Consider the following 18,774-nt stretch of genomic DNA (forward strand, 5'->3'; position numbering starts at 1 on the left):
CCATCCGGACTCGGCCCGAGAACGACCCTGACGAGCCGCATACGGAGACCGGGCGGCACCCGATACGGCCATCGACGCGTATCACCCCAGGTAGTAGTTTGATTACAATGGGTGAACGGAGCGATGTTTCCAGGAGGGGGTGCCATGGCGGCTCCGTACATGACCGTGCTGGACGCCGTGTCGCGGCGGGGTGTGCGGTCGCGGCTCGCGAGTGCCGCGCGGTGGCTGACCACGCCGCTGGCTCCCGATGACTACCTGGGGTCGTTGAACGCGCTCTGGTCCGCCGGAGAACTCCGCGGCCGGGTCGAGGACGTGCGCCGGGAGACCTCGGACGCGGCGACCCTGGTGATCCGCCCCGGTCGCGGCTGGGTCCCGCACAGGCCCGGGCAGTGGATCCGGGTCGGGATCGATGTCGAAGGGGTGCGGCACTGGCGCGCTTACTCGTTGTCCTCCCCGCCGGGACTTCCCGGCCACCGCTTCACCATCACCGTCAAAGAGGTCCCGGACGGGCTGGTCTCCCGCCATCTCACGAGGCGGACGGAACCCGGGACGATCCTTCACCTGTCACGGCCCGACGGGGAGTTCGTGCTCCCCGACCCCCTGCCACCGCGCCTGATGTTCCTGACCGCCGGCAGCGGGATCACTCCGGTGATGGCGATGCTGCGCGGGCTTCTGGCCGAAGGAGCCGCGGACGCGCCGGACGTGGTGCTGGTGCACTCGGCTCCCACGCCCGAGGACGTCATCTTCGGGGAAGAGCTCCGGAGCCTGGCGGCACGGTTCCCGAACCTGCGGCTGCACGAACGGCACACACGGACCGAGGGACGTCTCAAGCCTGCGGATCTGCCCGACCTGTGCCCCGACTTCTCGGAACGTGACCTGTGGGCGTGCGGGCCGACCGCGATGCTCGAGGAGGTCACGGCGCACTGGACCGGGCCCGCCGACCGGCTGCGTGTCGAACACTTCCGTCCCGCGGCCCCGTCGTCCGGCGGCGAGGGCGGGTCCGTCCGTTTCACCAGGAGCGGCCGGAAGGCGGACGCCGACGGCGGCACGCCGCTGCTGGAGGTCGGGGAGAACGCGGGGGTGCTCATGCCGAGCGGCTGCCGCATGGGCATCTGCCGCGGCTGCCTGGTGCGGCTCTCGTCGGGGCGGGTACGCGACCTGCGCACCGGCCTGGTCCACGGTGAAGCGGGCGACCTCGTCCAGGCCTGCGTGTCGGCGGCCGCGGGCCCCGTGGAGATAGAACTCTGAGAGGAGAACGCGACCATGTCCACCACCGTCTCCGTGGCCCGCGCCGATGTCGAGGCGTTCGGCCGTGAAATGGACAAGATCCGGGATGAGGTGCTCGCAAGCCTGGGCGAGGAGGACGGGAGGTACATCCGCGGCGTCATCGCGCTGCAGCGCCGGCTGGAGCTGGCCGGCCGCGCGCTGCTCTTCGCCTCCTGGCTGCCGCCCGCCTGGGCCGCGGGGACCGCGGCGCTGGCCACCGCGAAGATCCTGGAGAACATGGAGATCGGGCACAACGTCATGCACGGCCAGTGGGACTGGATGCGCGACCCGAAGATCCATTCGACGACGTGGGAGTGGGACAACACCTCGCCCTCCGAGCAGTGGAAGCACTCCCACAACTTCGTCCACCACACCTGGACGAACGTGCTCGGCAAGGACCGCGACATCGGGTATTCGGCCATGCGCGTCAGCCCGGAGCAGCGCTGGCACCCGGTCTACCTCGCCCAGCCGTTCTACAACGCGCTGCTCGCGCTGTTCTTCGAATACGGCATCGCCGTCTACGACGTGGAGCTCGAACGCCTGCCGAAGGGCGGGAAGGACCCGAAGGAGGCGCTGCGCCAGCTGCGCGCCATCGCCGGCAAGATACGGCGTCAGGTCGTCAAGGACTACGTGGCGTTCCCTCTGCTGGCGGGCCCGTGCTTCCTGCCGACCCTGCTCGGCAACCTCACCGCGAACCTGGCCCGCAACGTGTGGGGTCACACCATCATCTTCTGCGGGCACTTCCCCGAGGGCGCCGCGTTCTTCACCGAGGAGCAGATCGAGGGCGAGACACGCGGTGACTGGTACGTCCGCCAGCTGCTCGGCTCGTGCAACATCGACGGCGGCCCTCTCCTGCACCTCATGAGCGGCAATCTGAGCCACCAGATCGAACACCACCTCTTCCCCGACCTGCCGAGCAACCGGTACGCGGAGATCGCACCCCGGGTCCGTGCGCTGTGCGAACGGTTCGGGCTGCCCTACAACTCCGGTTCGCTGGCACGGCAGACGGCTTCGGTCTGGAAACGCATCACGCGGCTGGCGTTCCCGGGACCCGCACTCCCTCGGCGGGAGGAGACCGCGCCACCGGCCGGGAAACTCCAAGCCGTCGGGTGAGCGAGGCCGCCGGGGACGGAGGGCTTCCACCGAACCGCTCGGCGGGCCGGAAAATCAGGTGACGGCGCCCGCGTCGGCCGACAACATGGTCGGCGCGTGGCCCGTGTCCGGCATCCGCCTGCGGCGAGGCCTCGGAGGTCTTTCAGAAAGGCGAGAGCGCGTGAGGTTCCGGCAGTTTCCCAAGCTTCCCGAAGTGGCGCCGCCGGACGCTCCCGCCGGAGAGTGGTCGGCTTTCGAGAAGGTGCACGGAGCCCAGCTCGTTCTGGGGCTGGGCGCCGACGGCTCCATCCGTTTCGGCAAGCGCAAGGCGTGGCTCGCGGACGACGAGCCGTTCTTCGGCTGGCAGACGCTGCGGCAGCGGCTGACCGAGTCCCTGCGCGAGATCGCGTCGCGGCTTCCCCGCTCCGACGGCCGCGACCTGGTCGTTTACGCGGAACTCCACGGCGGCGGCTATCCGCATCCCGACGTGCCGGCGCTCGCCTCCGTCAGCCCGGTGCAGACGGGCGTCTGGTACGGCCCCGACCTTCGGGTGGCGGCTTTCGCGATCCTGCTCGCCCCGCCCGGCGAGGGCGACGGAGAACTGCTGGCCCCGTCCGAGATGAGCCACTTGGTCGAGGACTGTCCGGGGATCAGTTCCGTACCGGTCGTCGCCCGCCGTGAAGCCCACCGGAAGGTGGCCGAGCTGCCGGTCGGCCGCCCCCCGTCCACGCCGGGACGGGACGGGCTCCCGGTGATCGAGGGGAACATCGCGGAGGGCCTCGTCCTGTGGCCGGACCGTCCCGCCACGCTCGGCACCCTGCGCGCCTGGAAGCGGAAGATCCCCCAGATGCGCGAGGAGATGTTCGACCAGGCCCTCCCGTTCGACCCGCGCCGTCCGGTTCCGCTCGCGGAGCTCTGCGAGCTCGCCGCCCGGATGGTCGGCGGGGTCCGTCTGGCCAGCGCCCGCTCCAAGACCGGCGACGACCCCGCCCTCGGTGAGCCGGTGCTCGACGAACTCGTGCTCGACGTCCTCACCGACCTCGAGGCCGCGCTTCCCGCCGGAATGGCGGCTCTGCGGCCCGCGGACCTCGACCTGATCGCCGAGAGGGTCAGGGCCGCGGCCCGGTCGGGGCCGGGGATCCCGGAGCAGGGCCGCCGCCGGTAGGGAGGGTCCGGCCGCCCGGGCCCCGCCTTCCCGCTCGTGATACTCCAAGGCCTGGCCTTGGTTTTAAGCTTGCCAAGCCGGTTGCTGACGGCTCCCTTCCCCACGCGTGGCTACGGTGCTCTGGGAGGGGGAACTTGATCATGCAGCTGCTGGACGCGTTCGAACGCCACCCGGTCGAGGCCGCCGTCGTCGCGGTCTGCGCGCTGGCGGCGGTGCTCCTGGTCACCGGCCTGGTGGTCCGGGGCCTGCGCGCCGCGCGCCGCGGCCGGGTCGAGGGGCAGCGGGTGGTGACGCTGCTGGGCGCGGCGATCGCCACCGGTCTGTCCGCGCAGGGGATGTACGTGTTCTTCCGCGACTCCGTGGAGGTTCCGCCCGTCCTGCGGATCGTGTTCTTCGCGTTCCTGGAGATCATGGTGCTGGGGTCGGCGCTGCGGGCCAAGGCGTCGATGCAGGAGAAGTACAGCGCCGGGATCGACGGGATCGCGATGTGGACGTTCACGATCCTGTCGTCGGTCCTGGCCGCCACCCACGCCCACGGGCTCGGGGAGACCCTGTTCCGCCTGTCGGTGCCGCTCGCGGCGGCCTGGGCGTGGGAGCGGGAGATGAAGCTGGAGCGGCGGCGCCGCACCGGCAGGGGCGGGCTGAACTGGACGCTCACGCCCGAGCGGATCCTGACCAGGCTCGGGCTGGCCGACCCGACCGACCGCACCGCCTCGGAGGCCGGCTCGCAGCACCGGCTGATGCGGCTGGCCCTGGCCGCCAAGAAGGCGCGGATCGCCCGTGACAGCGGTGACCGCAAGGCCTACGCCAAAGCGCTGCGGAAGCTGGACAAGGCGATGGACCGGGCGGCGGAGCTGACCGGGCTGGGCACCGACTCCAGCCGTCCGCAGGCCCCGGAGGAGATCCTCGTCGGCCGCCTGGCGGTGCTCTACAACACCGAGTCGCTGCTCGACCTGCAGCCTCCCGCCCCGTGGGCGCCCCCTGCTCCCGCCCTCACCCCCGTTTCCGTGACGGTAGTCCCCCAGGAGACGGCCCCCGTGGCGGTGCCTCCGCAGACGGTGGCCCCTGTGGCGGCGCTCTCGCAGACGGAGGCCGCGGCCCCCGAGGCTGCGGCTCCGCAGACCGTTCCGCGGACGACGGATCCCGTGGCGGCTCCCGCCCAGGAGGCGGCCCCCGTGGTGGTTCCTCCGCAGGCGGCTCCTCCGGAGACGGAGCGGGTGGTGAGGCGCGCGAAGCGTCCCGCGGCGGAGCCCGTGACGGCCGAGGCGGAGCGGTCGGCGCCCTCCGCGGCGGAAGCCGTGGCGAAGGCCGCGCAGGCGGCCACCGTGGTCGCCGACTCCATGGCGGCCGCCGCGCAGAAGCGGCAGTCCGCCGCTTCCCAGAGCGAGGAGCCCTCTCTCGACGGAGCCGAGGCGCTCTGGCCGTTCCCGCCCCGGCGCGGTCGGCGGAGCACCACGACGTCGCGGACTTCCACCACCCGCACGACGCGTACGAGCACGAAGAAGCCGTCCGATGACGCCGCGGCGCCGGAGGCCCCGCAGGCCGACACCGCGGCCCCGGCTCGTAGGACCCGGCAGACGCGAACCGCCCGCCCGAAGGCGGAGTAAGGCCACGCCTCCGCTCCTCACCGGAGATCCCCCTGCGCCGTCGGCCGATGGAGGATGACGGCCCGAGCGTCGAGCAGCGTCTCGGGGAGACCGGACAGGGACGGCAGCTGCTCGATGTGGTGGACGCCGACGGGGAGGGTGCCGGTCATCAACTCCCGGGTGACGTGGGCGGCGACCAGGCCGGTGACACGGCTCTGGCCTCGGCCGGTGAGGACGTGGGACGCCCGGCGGTCGCCGTTGCGGGCGTCGGCCCGGATCGCGAAACCGTCTCCGCCCAGGTGGACGCGGCGGAAGGTTCCGGTCAGCAGGCGGCGCACGCCCGGCTTGCGGGCGGCGCGGCGCAGGGCGAAGAGGGCGGCCGTCAGGGGCGCGGAGTCCAGGCACAGACGGGTCGTCACCTGCGGGACGCCGAGGGTGCTCGGCAGGGTGTGCTGGTCGGAGAACGGGAACGGATGGGCGGTCCGGGTGCCGTGGCCGGGGAGCACGGTGCGGCGTGGGCGGGCCGTGACGGGTTCGGCCAGCCCTTCGACGGTCCAGCGCACCGCGTCCAGCCCGTGCCGTTCGCCCGAGCCGAGCAGCACCGTCAGGTCGAGCCGTTCCGCGCCTCCCACCTCCTCGTGGGCGCGGCGGGCGAGCAGGTTCGTCAGGCCCGGGGCGACGCCGACGCTGAGCACGGCCGTGGCTCCGGCGGCGGAGGCCGTCTCGTGCAGGCCGGACACCGCGTTCAGGAGCCGTGGCGTGGCGCCGACGTCGACCAGGTGGACGCCGTTCTCCAGGCATGCCCGGGCCACGCCGTCGTCCGGGGGCTCGGCGCACAGCACCACGGCGGCCACGTCGCCGAGTTCTCCGAGCGTCCGGCTGAAGTCCCCCGGTTTCGCCAGGTCGACGCGGACGCCGCCGTGGCGCCGTGCTCTGGTCTCGTTCCGGCCGCCCGGGACGACCCGTCCGGGAAACCACTCGCCGAGGGCGCCGGTCACGACGGCGCCGACCGCGCCGTAGCCGCCGACGACGAGGATCCGCCCGTCCGGAGATTTCACTAGAGTCATGCTCTAATGAAAAACTAGAATCGCGTTCTCGTCAAAACCCCGCCCATGAATGAAACAAATTTCACGATCATTGACATCAGCGAACCCGCCGATCCGGCGGCACCCGGAACGATCACGTCCCGATGGGTGCTGAACGGGCACGTTCCACCGGACTCGTTCACGATGGAGCAGGCGTCACGATCCGGCCAAAACCGGCAACACCCGGACCTTGACCGGCCGGTGCGGGCTGCCTACGTTCATTTCTGGAATTCACTTCACCACAGGAGGGGTCACCGGACCCGCAGACCCCCGGTGACCGGCTGACCCGACATCAGCCGGTCCCCGGGTTCCCCTCCACCGGTGAGCGGCCGCCGCGTTCACCGCCGGAGGGCCGGCGCCCCCTCGGGGGAGAGCTTCGTGATCTTCGTCTCCGGGAAGCTGTAGGCGCGGACGTAATCGACGACCATCTTCGCTGGAAAAGGAGTGCTCGCGTCGGGGTCGCCCGGGTAGGGGCCGCCCACGGCGAGGTTCAGCACGATGAAGAACGGGTTGCCGAAGACCCATTCGCCGGGCAGGGTCGCGCGCTCGACGGTGGTCACCACATAGCCGTCGATCATGAATATGAGCTTGTCCGGCGTCCAGTCGAGACTGAAGACGTGGAAGCCGTCGCTGAAGTCGCCTCCCGGTCCCAGCGAGTAGTGCTCGGTGATGCCGACACCGGAGTAGCCGGGCCCCTGGACCGTGGCCTGGTAGTGGTCGGGGCGGTCGCCCCGGCGCTCCATGATGTCGATCTCGCCGCAGTCAGGCCAGGGGCGGTCGCGGAAGTTCGTGCCGAGCAGCCAGAACGCCGGCCACAGACCCTGGCCGTTGGGGGTCTTGATCCGGGCGGCGATACGGCCGTAGGTGGTCTCGAAACGGCCCTCGCTGGTGATCCGGGCTGAGGTGTATTCGGCGCCGCGGAAATGTTGCCGGCGGGCCGTGATCACCAACTGGCCCTTGCCATTCAAGATCACATTTTTCCGGGTGTTGTATTCGACTTCTCCGGTTCCCGGGGTACCGGTCTCGATCTTCCAGCGGCCGGCATCGGGAGCCGAACCCGAAGGCCCCGAGAAGTCGTCTTTCCAGACGAGTCGCGTCCCTTCAGGGGCAACACCCTTCTGAACGGTCCGGGAACCCTCGGCGGACTCCTCGGTCGGCGCGGCCTTGCCGGGCCCCTGCTCCAGCAGCTCTCGCATCCACGCAGGTGGCCCCAGGTTCACCACCACGGCGACCATCCCGCACACCGCCACCAAAATGATCATTCCCAGTGTCCGCAGATGGCTTTTCAAGATCTTTCCTGATGGTGACGAAACGCTCTTCCCGAAAACATGCCTTTGGTAGGGAATGTACGCTACATATCGTTTGGGGCATTTGCTCCGAGAGTGGTCGGTATGGAGTGTGGTGCACGATGGGCGAGCAGGAGCCCCCCTCCGGCATGCCCCCGGTGCCCCGGCCGCAGCCCATCGCCACCTGGGTCCCCCGGCTGGACCAACGGTTCGACGACGACCCCCTGGTGACCCGGCCCGAAGGCTTCGTCCCGGTCCGGTCCACGCCGGCCCGCGCCCACCGCCCCCCGGAACCTCCCGGTGCCGTTCCTCCCCCGCAGAGCGGTCCGGGACACGACGTTCCCCGGCGGTTCCACCAGACCGCTCCCCCTCCTCCCCGGCATCACGCCCCCGGACCTCCGCGCACCCCGGCTCCGCGGCCCGTCCAGCCACCGCCGCGTCCCTCCGCCCCGCAGCGCGCCCCGGCTCCGCGGCACCCGGCTCCGCCATGGCCCGGGCCGATCCCCGGGCAGTCCGGCCCGGCCGCGCCCGCTCCGCCGCGGCACGTCCCGCAACACCCCGGCGCCCCGATCCTGCCGCGACGTTCCCCGCAGCGCGGCCGGCCCCTTCCCCCCGGACGCACCGGGGCGGTTCCCGTCGCGCCGGCTCCCGCCGCACCGCCCGCGAGGAAGAGGAAACGGCCCGCCGGTAACGACGGCAAGCGCGACCTGCCGACGATGGATCCGGCGGCCCTGCGCGTGACGGTGCTGATCCCGGCGCACAACGAGGTCAAGCAGATCACCGAGACGATCGCCTCCCTGCGGGCGCAACTGCGGCAGCCCGACCACATCGTGGTGATCGCCGACAACTGCAGCGACAAGACCGCCGCCCTCGCGCAGCTGTGCGGGGCCGACATCGTCGAGACCCGCGACAACCCGCACAAGAAGGCCGGCGCGCTGAACCAGGTCCTCGACCGGCTGCTGGACGTCTGCGACGACCACGACGTGATCATGGTGATGGACGCGGACTCCTCCCTGGACCCGGGATTCATCCACCACGGAGTGGAATACCTGGCCTCGGGCGACTACGCCGCGGTCGGCGGGACCTTCACCGGCAAGCCCGGCGGCGGGCTGGTCGGCATGTTCCAGCGCAACGAGTACGCCCGCTACGCCCGCGACGTCCGCCGCCTGGACGGGCAGGCCCTCGTGCTCACCGGCACCGCGACCCTGTTCCGCGCCGGTGTCCTCAACGAGGTCGTCGAGGCCAGGGCCAAGGACAGGCTGCCCGGCAAGCCGACCGTCTACGACGTCCGCGTGCTGACCGAGGACAACGAGCTCACCCTGGCGATCCTGCACCTGGGGTTCCGCATCCTGTGCCCGCCGGAGTGCACGCTCACCACCGAGGTGATGTTCACCTGGGGCGACCTGTTCCGGCAGCGGCTGCGCTGGAAGCGCGGCGCGCTGGAGAACCTCGTGGACTACGGCTGGACGCCCATCACCCGGCCCTACTGGGGCCGCCAGGCGCTGTCGCTGCTCGGCATCCTCGTGATCGCCGCCTACCTGCTCACCCTCGCCTACTCGGCGGTGACCGGGCAGATCCACCTCCATCCGCTCTGGATCGGGGTGACCGTGATCTTCATGGTGGAGCGCGTCGTCTCCGTCCGGCGGCGCGGCCCCGTCCAGATGGTGATCGCCGCCACCATCTGGATCGAGATGATCTTCGATGTCTTTCTTCAGTTCGCCCAGGCGAAAGCGTTCTGGGAAGCCGCCATGAGAACAGAAAGGAAGTGGTGAGCGTGTACAACAGCGCACCGATGGGCAGCCTCGCGGCCGGTGCGGGGGGCACCCTGGCGTCCGCGCCGTGGCTGGGGCTCCAGGCCGTCTGGATCGGCCTGGCGACCTTCACCCTGGTGTCGGCCTGCCTCGCGGTCAAGCGGATCCTGCCCAAGCGCGGCGCCTGACCCCGTCGGCCGCAGGCCTGCGGCGCTCCCCGCACGACCGGGCAGTTTCGGGTGAAGTGCCGCCGTTCGGCCCGTTCCTGACCCCAGGAGCGGGCCGTCGCTCTTCGACGCCGCCTGAGCCCTCTGGAGCCGCCCGTCCCCACCCGTGCCCGTGCGCGCGGTCTCACTCGGGCGGGTCCCGTGAGTGACACGACCCGAACCACTCGCACACTGCCCGGCAACGACCCCGAAACACCGCGCCCCTAGCTTCCGGCGTCATGAACCCCAAGCACTGGGAACGGCCGTGAGCGGGCGCCGGCGCGCGGTCACCGCGTCTTCTTCCGCCATCCCCGTCCCGCCGCGGCGAACGCGACGCCGCTGGGGACTGCGCACCATCCGCGCCCGGATCGCCCTGATCCTGGCGGTACCGACGGTCCTGCTGGTGCTGGTGGCCGCGTTCGGGGTCCTCGGCCAGCTCGGGGTCTCCCGGGACGCCGACGCCACGGCCCAAAACGTCGAACTCGTCCTGGCCGCGCAGGAGCTCGTCCACTCGCTGCAGCGCGAACGCGGACTGAGCGTCGGCCTGGTCGGCGGCGAGAGCCGGTATCGGGGCCCGCTCGACCAGATCCGCAAGGAGTCCAACGCCGCCCGGACCGCGCTGGACCGGCTGCTCGCCGCGACCGACTCCCCGGACTCCGCACGGATCCGCTCCTCCCTGTCCCGGCTGGAGCAGCTCACCATCACCCGCAGCGCCGTCGACGCCGGACAGGCCACCAAGTCCGGGGTGTTCACCTTCTACACCTCCTCGATCGCCGTGCTCGGCGAGGCGATGTTCGCGGGCGGCGTCGGACAGGACGACCCCCTGCTGCGCACCGGGCTCGCCGCGCTGCGCGCCCTCAGCGCGGGCAAGGAGGCGACCGGCCAGGAGCGCGCCGCGCTCAACGGCGTGTTCTCCACGGGCTTCTTCAGCAAGGGCGAGTACGCGCTGGTCTCGGAGATCCGGGCCGCCCGGCTCGCCGGCTTCGAGGAGTTCTCCCGGCTCGCCACCCCCGCCTGGACGCAGGCGTTCTCCACCGCGCAGCGCACCCCGCAGGCCACGACCATGCTGGCGCTGGAGCAGCGGGCGCTCGCCGCCCCCGCGGCCAGGCGGCTGAACGTCGTGCCCGAGAACTGGTGGAACGCCGCGACCGGATTCATCGACGGCCTGTACGGGGTGCAGCTGGAGGTCGCCGAGGACGTCCGGGCGCGGGCCGCCGAGGTCAAGACCCGGGCGCGCGACACCCTGCTCCTGTACGGCGGCGGCGCGGCCGTGATGCTGCTGATGGCGTTCGGGCTCGGCCTGATGACCTTCCGTTCGATCATCCGGCCGCTGCGGATGCTGACCGGCGAGGCGCACGACGCCGCCGAGCAGCGGCTCCCCCGGGCCGTCGCCCGGATCCAGGCGGCCGACGACCCCGGAGGCGTCGTGCTGGAACATTCCAGATCCACCCTCGCACAGCGGGACGACGAGTTCGCCGAGGTCGCCACGGCCCTGGACCACCTGCAGGAGACCGCGGTCCGGCTCGCCGTCGAGCAGGCCGTCATGCGCCGCAACACCGCCGAGTCGCTGGCCAACCTGGGCCGCCGCAACCAGAACCTCGTGCGCCGCCAGCTCGGCTTCATCTCCTCCCTGGAGAAGGAGGAGACCGACCCCAACCAGCTGGCCAACCTGTTCGAGCTGGACCACCTCGCCACCCGCATGCGCCGCAACGCCGAGTCACTGCTGGTCCTCGTCGGCGAGCACAGCCCCCGCCGCTGGAGCGGCTCCATCTCCGTCGGGGACATCCTGCGGTCGGCGTTCGCCGAGGTCGAGGACTACCGGCGGGTCGTGCTGCGCCGCGTCGACGAGGGGATGGTGCGCGGCGCGGTCGCCGCGGAGATCTCCCACCTGCTCGCGGAACTGGTGGAGAACGCCCTGTCGTTCTCCCCGCCCGACCAGGAGGTGGAGGTATCGGCCCGGTCGACCGGCTCGGAGTACCACATCGCGATCGTCGACCAGGGGATCGGGATGTCCGCCGAGGCGCTCGCCGAGGCCAACGCACGGCTGCGCGGGCAGCAGAGCTTCCTGATGCAGCCGACCCGCGACCTCGGCCACTACGTGGTCGGCAGGCTCGCGGCCCGGCTCGACGTCAGGGTGTGGTTGCACGACTCGCCGCTCAACGGCGTCACCGCCCGGATCGTGCTGCCCGGCTCGATGCTCGACCTGCCCGAGCGGGCCAAACCGGAACCGGAGCTCGTCGGAGCGGGCGTCGCGGCGGAACGCGCTCCGTCCGGCGGCGCGACCCGGCCGGTACCGAGGCCGGAACCGTCGAGTCCGCCACCCGCCTCCGCGGGACGGACCGCGGGAGGGCTGGCCAAACGACCGCCCCGCACCCCCGGCGTGCACCGCGGCCGCCGGACGGCGCCCGAGCCGCCGAGGGAGCCCGCGCCTCCGCCGGCCGATCGGACGCCTGACGAGGTCCAGACGATGTTGAACAACTTCCGGTCCGGCTTCCAGCGGGCGGAACAACGCGACACCGAGCCCGGAAGGGAGAGCTAGGCGCATGACGCAGGCGGTATCCGAGGTGCAGTCGTTCAACTGGCTGCTCGGCAACTTCGTGCGCGGCACCGACGGGGTCGCCGACGCCGTCGCGGTCTCCTCCGACGGGCTGCTCATGGCCCGCTCCGAAGGACTGGACCGCAAGGGCGCCGAACGGCTCGCCGCGATCGTCTCCGGCATGACGAGCCTGGCGCACAGCGCGTCCCGGCAGTACGGGTTCGAGGGGCTGAAACTCGTCATGATCGAGATGCGGCGCGGCTTCCTGCTGGTGTCGTCGATCTCCGACGGCAGCTGCCTGGGCGTCGTCGCCGGCTCCCAGTGCGACCTCGGCCTGGTCGGGCACGAGATAGCCCTGTTGTGCGAAAGGTTCGGCGGGCTGCTCACCCCGCAGATCGTCGCCCGGTTGAAGACCGAGGCACTGCGGTGAACGGCCGGCGGGACGAGAGCTGGCCGCGCCTGCCCGACCCCAGGATGATCGAGATCCGGGAGGAGCCCCGCCGGCCGGTGCCGGCCGGAGCCCCGACCGTGCCGGTGCCGCCGGACGAGGAGGGCCCGGAGGACCCGGGATCGATCGTCCGCCCGTTCATCGTCACCGGCGGGCGGACCCGTCCGGTGGACGAGCGGCTGCGCGTCGAGACGCTGGTCAGCGCGGCCCCCGCCGCGCTGTCGGCCCCGCTCACCTTCGAGCGCCGCCAGATCGTGCGGCTGTGCCAGCGGCCGGTCTCGGTCGCCGAGGTCGCCGGGCGGCTCACCGTCCCCGTCGGGGTGGTCCGGGTGCTCATCGCCGACCTGGTGTCCGAACGGCTGGTGGCCGTCCACGACCATCTGGACCTGCACGACACGCGGTCCAGGGAACTGCTCGAGAGGATCCGTGAAGGTGTCCGTGCCCTCTGACCCGTCCATGGTCTCGGCGAAGATCATCGTCTCCGGCGGGTTCGGGGTCGGCAAGACCACGTTCGTCGGCGCGATCTCCGAGATCGAACCGCTCACCACCGAGGCCGCGATGACCGACGCCTCGGCCGGCATCGACGACACGACCGGCGTCGAACGCAAGACGACCACGACCGTCGCCTTCGACTTCGGCCGGATCACCCTGGACCGCTCCCTGGTCCTCTACCTCTTCGGCACCCCCGGCCAGGAGCGCTTCGCCTTCCTGTGGGACGACCTCATCGAGGGCGCGATCGGCGCCGTCGTCCTGGTCGACACCCGCCGCATCGACCAGTGCTACGCCTCCCTCGACTTCTTCGAGGACATGGGGATCCCCTTCGCCGTCGGCATCAACCGGTTCCCCGACGCCAAGGAGCACGACGTGGAGGAGGTCCGCGAGGCCCTGGGCCTCCCCGACCGCGTCCCTCTCGTCCCCTGCGACGCCCGCCGGCGCGACTCCGTCAAGGAGGTCGTCATCGCCCTCCTCGACAGCGCCATCACGGCCAGCACCCGCTTACCCCGATGAGATCAACACTCTCTTCTCACGAGAATCATGATGTATTTGAGTCTTGTCGAGGGGCGGACGGCGCTTTACGTTACTCGCGAGAAACATTCTCTTGAGGAGCGGTCATGAAACCTCTGGCCCGTGGGAAGACGCCGTCCTTCGTCGGAGGAGCGGCCATGGCCGCCCTCACCCTGGTACTGGCGGCCGGGGCCGCCGGGCAGGCCGCGGCGGCCCCGGCGGTCGACGCGAAGGTGCCACGGGCCGAGTGCGGTCCGGGCTCGTCACCGGAGACCGGACTGCAGGGGCAGGTCCCCCTCAAGGACCGCAGGAGCGGGCGCAGCAAGCGTGGCTACTCCTGCAACCTGGAACTGGTCGGCCGGTACCAGGGCCAGGGGCAGGCGACGGTCGGCGCATCCTACGGGCACTGCCAGTACCTGGGGACGATCCTGCCCGGCGCGGTGACCGCCAAGCGGCCCGGCGTCAACGTCGTCGACTTCTCCGACCCGCGCCGGCCCAGGCTGAGTACCTCCCTCGTCAGCCCCGCGACACTCGGCGGGACCTGGGAGACCCTCAAGGTCCACGAAGGCCGGGGGCTGCTGGCGGCGGTGTCCGTCGGCGCCCTGAGCGGCGGGTTCTTCGTCTCCGTGTACGACGTCAAGACCGACTGCGCCCATCCCCGGCTGCTCAACGGGATCAAGGGCACGAAGCTGACCATGCCCGGCGCGTTCCCCGGCCATGAGGCGGGCTGGTCACCCGACGGCCGCACCTACTGGACGACCGGGACCGTCGGGGGCACCATCGCCGCCCTCGACATGACGAACCCGAGGTCCCCGCGGGTCATCTACAACGGGACGACGAGCCTGGTCAACCACGGCATCGGGGTGAGCGCCGACGGGAAACGGCTCTACGCGGCCAACATCCCGGCCGGCATCGTCGCCTTCGACTCCAGCGACATCCAGCGCCGCACGCAGCACCCGCGGTTGCGCCAGATCTCCGAGACGACCTGGAACGACGGCCTCGTCACCCAGCACGCCATCCCGTTCACCGACCGGGGCAAGCCGTACCTGGCGGTGGCCGACGAACTCGGCTCGGGCGGAGTGCGGATCCTCGACCTCTCCAACGAGCGCAGGCCCCGGACCATCCGCAAGCTCAGGCTGGAGGTCAACCGCCCCGAGCACCTGAAGCTGCGGGCCGCCGACAACGCCCGGAACGGCATCTTCGGCTACGACTCGCACTACTGCACCCTCGACCGGCCCGTCGACCCCACCGCGCTGGCCTGCGGCTGGGCGCAGTCCGGGATCCGCGTGTTCGACGTCCGCGACCTGAAGCGCCCCCGCGAGATCGCCTACTTCAACCCGCCCGCCCAGGTCGGCAGGCGCCACGAACTGGCCAACTCCGCGCACGCTTTCCTTCCCTTCGGCGCCTACTTCTCCGACATCCTCAACGGCGGCCCGGACGGGCTGTCCCTGCACACCGGCGAGCCCGACATGACCGCCGACTGGTGCATGTCGCCGCCGCGCTTCGACCGCGGCAGGCTGTGGGTGTCCTGCGACGACAACGGCGCGCTGCTGCTGCGCTTCACCGGCCACACCTTCCCCCTGCGGTGAGCGGGCGGTCCCGTGCCGGCCGGGTGTTCTCGGCCGTCGGATTCATGGTGATCGGAGCGGTGGCCACGCTGCTGCTCTCCGGCCTCGGCTCCTCGCCGGGCGCCGCGCGGGTCTCCCCCGCCGGAGCCGTCGACATCGGCTTCAGCCAGGACATGGTCGTGCACCACCAGCAGGCCGTGACGATGGCCCAGACCGTCCGGGGCCGGGTCGGCCCGTCCGTGTCGCAGGTGGCCGGCACGATCGAGCTCGGCCAGCTCAAGGAGATCGGCCTCCTGCAGGGCTGGCTCGCCCTCTGGGACGCCCCCCAGGTCTCCTCCGGGCCGCCCATGGCCTGGATGGCGCCCGGCTCCCACGACCACGCGAGCACCTCGGCCGACGCGGACCACGTGATGCCGGGAATGGCGTCCCTCGACGAACTGGACCGCCTGGGCGAGGCCGAAGGCGAGGACCTGGAGGTCTGGTTCCTCCAGCTCATGATCCGCCACCATCAGGGGGGCGTGGCCATGGCCACCGCCGCCGCCCGCCGTGCGACGGTCCCCCAGGTCCGCGACCTCGCCGTCCTCATGGCCACCGAACAGCGCAAGGAGACCGCTCTGATGACCGGCCTCCTCGACGCCCTCGGCCACCGTCCCCTTCCCCTGCCCGCGACCGGGCCCGTCTGAGAGGCCGCGACGCGGCGACGGGCACGGGCCCGGACCGTCAGGGGACGTACCGGCCGTGGCCGAGGGAGCGCAGGGCTTCGCGCAGCCGGTCGGCGGCGGAGTCGAGGTCGGCGTCGGAGGCCGGCCGGGCCGAGGACAGCGACAGGATCGTCTCCATCGTCTCCGCGGGGAAGACGTGGATGTGCAGGTGAGGGACGTCGAAGCCCGCCACCATCAGGGCCGCGCGCGGGGCCTGGAACGCCTCGCGCTGGGCCAGGCCGATCGTCTGGGCCACCGCCGTCACCTTGCCCAGCAGGTCCGCGGGCGCGTCGAGCCACTGGTCGATCTCCAGGCGCGGCACGACCAGGGTGTGGCCGGGAGAGAAGGGGCGGATGTCCAGGAACGCCACGACGTCCGGGTCCTGCCAGACGAACCGGGCGGGAATCCTTCCGGCGATGATCAGGCTGAACAGGCTGGGCGCTGCTGCCTCGGCTTCGGTCACGGTGCGTCCTCCGGGAAGGTCAGGGCGGGGTTCGTCTCGGTCTCCCGCGACCTTACGACCGGCCCGCCCGCGGCGGCGCACCGGTCCTTCCCGTACCCGCCGAAGCGGCGGAGCGCTCCTGCCGCGGGCCGGACCGGGACCGCCCATCTCCACCGATCATGAAATGAATTTCATGGACGGTGCGGCCAGTGGCCGAGCATCCCCCGCCGCCCGTCGAGGGCAGCACGGGTGGCCACTTTTGACGTACGGTCCCCGGACACCGCTGATTCTGTGACGATCATGAACTCCCACGGGAGGATCGGCGGCGCTTCCCCAAGATCCATGCGCAATGTTGTGCGCGTCACAATCCGGCCATACCAAACAAACACGTGGGTATTGACCGCCCCACGAGCGCTGATACCTTCATTTTTAGAATTCACTTCACCCGACGAGCGCTGTGAGAAACCCGCGGCACCCGGAGCGGAGCGGCTGACCCGACATCAGCCGGTCCTGCCCGGACCGCGACCCCCTACCCCCCATCTCCGCCCACCCGACATGGGCGGAAACGGGGTCCCACCGGCCTCGCCGCCAGGCGGAGCCGGCACGGCCGCGCGCGGCCGTTCCCACCCCTGGGCGTTCACGCGCCCGCTCCGCAAGAGGAGACCCCATGTCCCGCACCGCCAAACTCGCCGCCATCGCCGCGGCCTCCGCCGCCGCCGTCGCGATGACCGCCGCCCCCGCCGCCGCCTGGCCGAACGCCGACGTCTCGGGAGTCCTCTCCGGGAACATGGTCATCGACGCGGGCGTCGAGGCCACCTGCACCGGCTCCACCCTGAACGGCACCATCGACAGCAACGGCGCGCTCACCATCACCTCGGCCTCCGTCAGCGGCTGCGGCGTCACGGTCACAGCCTCGAACCTGCCCTGGAGCGGCAGCTTCAGCGGCTCCACCGCCACCATCAACGGCTTCCGGATGAGCGCCATCGGCTGCACCTACGGCGGCACCCTGACCGGCTCCCTCAGCGGTTCCACCCTCCCGGCCACCGTCACCTTCTCCGATGTGACCGTCAACAAGATCAGCGGCTTCTTCTGCCCCGGCTCCGCCACCGTCAGCGCCACGTACGTCTTCTCGGAGGTGTGATCCTCCGGGGCTCGGCCGACCCGACATCGACCGAGCCCCGTTCCCAGGTCCCGGCGGGAGCCCCTCCCGCCGGGACCGTCCGCTCCCGCCTGTAGTGTTCCAAGCACTGCAAGATCAATATGAGGTGAGGAGGGTCCGCCCCCACGGGCCCCGCAGTCGGGAGGCGGACCATGAGAGCACTGACGGCGGCGATCATCCTGTGCGGTCTCGGAGCCGCGGCGTGCGGCGCGTCGAAGGCCGCGCCGGAGCCGGCGGCCACCCATGACGGCGTCCGCTACTCCGCGGTGGGGGACGACCCCCGGATCCTGCTCGGGCACCAGGAGATGGCCATCATGCCGTACGGCCAGTACGTCCTGCGCTACGACCCGGACGCGGCGTGCCTCTACGTGGTGGAGACCGGGCGGGCCGAGAACGGAGGCGACAGGCTTTCGGTACCGGTGTGGGCCGGACTGGGGACCTCCATACGACCGCTGGTCAAGAACGGCCGACGGGGCGTGGCTGCCGGCGACCACACGATCCTGGAAGGCGACACGTTCGGCGGCGCACCGCAGGGCAGCCCGGCAGGCCTGGGCGAGAGCCTCAGATCCGCCGGGCTGCCCTCGTCCTGCGGAAAGATCACCGAACTGTCGGTCATCGCCCAGCCCGGATCCCCGCACCCCTCCTGACGGGACCGGCTACAGCAGAAAGAGAACGGAAGACCGGCGAGGCCCAGGTTCCGTCGCGGCCGCCCGTACCCGGACTCGCTCACCATCTTCCGCAACGGGGCCGTGGGTCCTCTCACCAGCGAGGACCCGCTACGGTGCGGACTGGTAACTGATGGAATGTCAGCTAGGGGGCGGGATGCCGGTCATCCATCTGGTCCGTCATGGGCAGGCGTCGTTCGGGGCGCAGAACTACGACGTGCTGTCGGAGCTGGGGCGCAGGCAGGCCGAGGTCGTCGGGGCCGAACTGGGGCGGCGCGGGCTCCGGGACCCCCTGGTGGTCTGCGGGACGCTGGAACGGCAGCGGGACACGGCCGAACTCCTCATGAAGGCCGCGGACCTGGACGGGCGTCCGCGCACCGACTCCCGGTGGAACGAGTACGACTCCCTCGAGCTCCTCCGCCGCTACGGGATGGAACCGGACGAGTCCTCCGGAGACATCCGGGGGTTCCAGCTGGTGCTGGACGTGGCGTTGGAAGCGTGGATCAACGATGCCGAGCACGACGGGTGGGAGAGCTTCCGGTCGGGTTCCAACACCGCGCTGAAAGAGCTGGTCGCCGAGCTCGGGTCGGGACGGGACGCCGTCGTGGTCACCTCGGGAGGCGTGCTGGCCGCCCTGTGCGGTGCCCTGCTGTCGGTTCCCGCCTCGGGAACGGTGGCGTTGCACCGGGTCGTCGTCAACGCCGCGATCACCACGATCACGGCGGGCCGTTCGGGTACCAGCCTGCTCGCCTTCAACGACCACGCGCACTTCGCCGGAAGCCGGCGGGAACTCCTCACCTACCGCTGACCGGC

General features: G+C 71.4%; 18 protein-coding genes. 15 read left to right on the forward strand and 3 right to left on the reverse strand.

Going from position 1 to position 18,774, the window contains the following annotated elements:
- Nucleotides 1-144: 144 nt before the first annotated feature.
- The 4 genes from ABGB12_RS01245 (at nucleotide 145) to ABGB12_RS01260 (ending at nucleotide 5,130) form a co-directional block, all read left to right on the forward strand.
- Complete coding sequence (locus ABGB12_RS01245) at nucleotides 145-1,248, forward strand: ferredoxin reductase (RefSeq protein ID WP_347673776.1); 1,104 nt, start codon at nucleotides 145-147, stop codon at nucleotides 1,246-1,248.
- A gap of 15 nt (nucleotides 1,249-1,263) precedes the next feature.
- Nucleotides 1,264-2,379: an acyl-CoA desaturase gene (locus ABGB12_RS01250; protein ID WP_347673778.1), complete on the forward strand. Its 1,116-nt coding sequence runs from the start codon at nucleotides 1,264-1,266 to the stop codon at nucleotides 2,377-2,379.
- Between the two features lie 160 nt (nucleotides 2,380-2,539).
- Nucleotides 2,540-3,523, forward strand: a complete 984-nt coding sequence (locus ABGB12_RS01255; protein ID WP_347673780.1) for an RNA ligase family protein — start codon at nucleotides 2,540-2,542, stop codon at nucleotides 3,521-3,523.
- Between the two features lie 140 nt (nucleotides 3,524-3,663).
- The gene (locus ABGB12_RS01260; protein WP_347673781.1) at nucleotides 3,664-5,130 is read left to right on the forward strand and encodes a hypothetical protein; all 1,467 of its coding nucleotides are present in this window, start codon (nucleotides 3,664-3,666) and stop codon (nucleotides 5,128-5,130) included.
- Nucleotides 5,131-5,147: 17 nt separating this feature from the next.
- On the opposite strand, the gene ABGB12_RS01265 is transcribed toward ABGB12_RS01260, so the two are convergent.
- Both ABGB12_RS01265 and ABGB12_RS01270 read right to left on the reverse strand, forming a co-directional pair.
- The gene (locus ABGB12_RS01265; RefSeq protein WP_347673783.1) at nucleotides 5,148-6,176 is read right to left on the reverse strand and encodes a saccharopine dehydrogenase NADP-binding domain-containing protein; all 1,029 of its coding nucleotides are present in this window, start codon (nucleotides 6,174-6,176) and stop codon (nucleotides 5,148-5,150) included.
- 356 nt (nucleotides 6,177-6,532) lie between these two features.
- Nucleotides 6,533-7,456 (reverse strand): glycoside hydrolase family 16 protein, encoded by a 924-nt coding sequence (locus tag ABGB12_RS01270; protein ID WP_347673785.1) that lies wholly within the window; start codon nucleotides 7,454-7,456, stop codon nucleotides 6,533-6,535.
- A gap of 146 nt (nucleotides 7,457-7,602) precedes the next feature.
- On the opposite strand from ABGB12_RS01270, the gene ABGB12_RS01275 reads away from it, so the two are divergent.
- The 8 genes from ABGB12_RS01275 to ABGB12_RS01310 all read left to right on the forward strand — a co-directional run bounded on the left by ABGB12_RS01275 (nucleotide 7,603) and on the right by ABGB12_RS01310 (nucleotide 15,677).
- Nucleotides 7,603-9,252, forward strand: a complete 1,650-nt coding sequence (locus ABGB12_RS01275) for a glycosyltransferase family 2 protein (RefSeq protein ID WP_347673787.1) — start codon at nucleotides 7,603-7,605, stop codon at nucleotides 9,250-9,252.
- Nucleotides 9,249-9,419 (forward strand): hypothetical protein, encoded by a 171-nt coding sequence (locus tag ABGB12_RS01280; RefSeq protein WP_347673789.1) that lies wholly within the window; start codon nucleotides 9,249-9,251, stop codon nucleotides 9,417-9,419. The genes ABGB12_RS01275 and ABGB12_RS01280 overlap by 4 nt, the downstream gene beginning before the upstream one ends.
- A 283-nt stretch (nucleotides 9,420-9,702) precedes the next feature.
- Nucleotides 9,703-11,976, forward strand: coding sequence for a nitrate- and nitrite sensing domain-containing protein (locus ABGB12_RS01285; RefSeq protein WP_347673791.1), 2,274 nt, complete (start codon nucleotides 9,703-9,705; stop codon nucleotides 11,974-11,976).
- Nucleotides 11,977-11,980: 4 nt separating this feature from the next.
- Nucleotides 11,981-12,403 (forward strand): roadblock/LC7 domain-containing protein, encoded by a 423-nt coding sequence (locus ABGB12_RS01290; protein WP_347673793.1) that lies wholly within the window; start codon nucleotides 11,981-11,983, stop codon nucleotides 12,401-12,403.
- Nucleotides 12,400-12,870: a DUF742 domain-containing protein gene (locus tag ABGB12_RS01295; RefSeq protein WP_347673795.1), complete on the forward strand. Its 471-nt coding sequence runs from the start codon at nucleotides 12,400-12,402 to the stop codon at nucleotides 12,868-12,870. The genes ABGB12_RS01290 and ABGB12_RS01295 overlap by 4 nt, the downstream gene beginning before the upstream one ends.
- A gap of 7 nt (nucleotides 12,871-12,877) precedes the next feature.
- Entirely contained in the window at nucleotides 12,878-13,429 is a 552-nt protein-coding gene (locus ABGB12_RS01300) for an ATP/GTP-binding protein (protein WP_347675003.1), read from the forward strand.
- A gap of 104 nt (nucleotides 13,430-13,533) precedes the next feature.
- Nucleotides 13,534-15,015, forward strand: coding sequence for a hypothetical protein (locus ABGB12_RS01305; RefSeq protein ID WP_347673797.1), 1,482 nt, complete (start codon nucleotides 13,534-13,536; stop codon nucleotides 15,013-15,015).
- Entirely contained in the window at nucleotides 15,012-15,677 is a 666-nt protein-coding gene (locus ABGB12_RS01310; protein WP_347673799.1) for a DUF305 domain-containing protein, read from the forward strand. Before ABGB12_RS01305 ends, ABGB12_RS01310 begins: the two co-directional genes overlap by 4 nt.
- Nucleotides 15,678-15,714: 37 nt before the next feature.
- Here the strand turns inward: ABGB12_RS01310 and ABGB12_RS01315 are convergent, their stop codons facing one another.
- On the reverse strand, nucleotides 15,715-16,158 hold the full coding sequence (locus ABGB12_RS01315) for an HIT family protein (RefSeq protein ID WP_347673801.1): 444 nt from the start codon (nucleotides 16,156-16,158) through the stop codon (nucleotides 15,715-15,717).
- Between the two features lie 646 nt (nucleotides 16,159-16,804).
- On the opposite strand from ABGB12_RS01315, the gene ABGB12_RS01320 reads away from it, so the two are divergent.
- The 3 genes from ABGB12_RS01320 to ABGB12_RS01330 all read left to right on the forward strand — a co-directional run bounded on the left by ABGB12_RS01320 (nucleotide 16,805) and on the right by ABGB12_RS01330 (nucleotide 18,769).
- Complete coding sequence (locus tag ABGB12_RS01320; protein WP_347673803.1) at nucleotides 16,805-17,278, forward strand: hypothetical protein; 474 nt, start codon at nucleotides 16,805-16,807, stop codon at nucleotides 17,276-17,278.
- 170 nt (nucleotides 17,279-17,448) lie between these two features.
- The gene (locus ABGB12_RS01325; RefSeq protein WP_347673804.1) at nucleotides 17,449-17,943 is read left to right on the forward strand and encodes a hypothetical protein; all 495 of its coding nucleotides are present in this window, start codon (nucleotides 17,449-17,451) and stop codon (nucleotides 17,941-17,943) included.
- Nucleotides 17,944-18,118: 175 nt separating this feature from the next.
- Complete coding sequence (locus tag ABGB12_RS01330) at nucleotides 18,119-18,769, forward strand: histidine phosphatase family protein (RefSeq protein ID WP_347673805.1); 651 nt, start codon at nucleotides 18,119-18,121, stop codon at nucleotides 18,767-18,769.
- The last annotated feature ends 5 nt before the right edge of the window (nucleotides 18,770-18,774 follow it).

This window comes from Actinocorallia sp. B10E7, assembly GCF_039871655.1.
Classification (GTDB): Bacteria; Actinomycetota; Actinomycetes; order Streptosporangiales; family Streptosporangiaceae; genus Actinocorallia.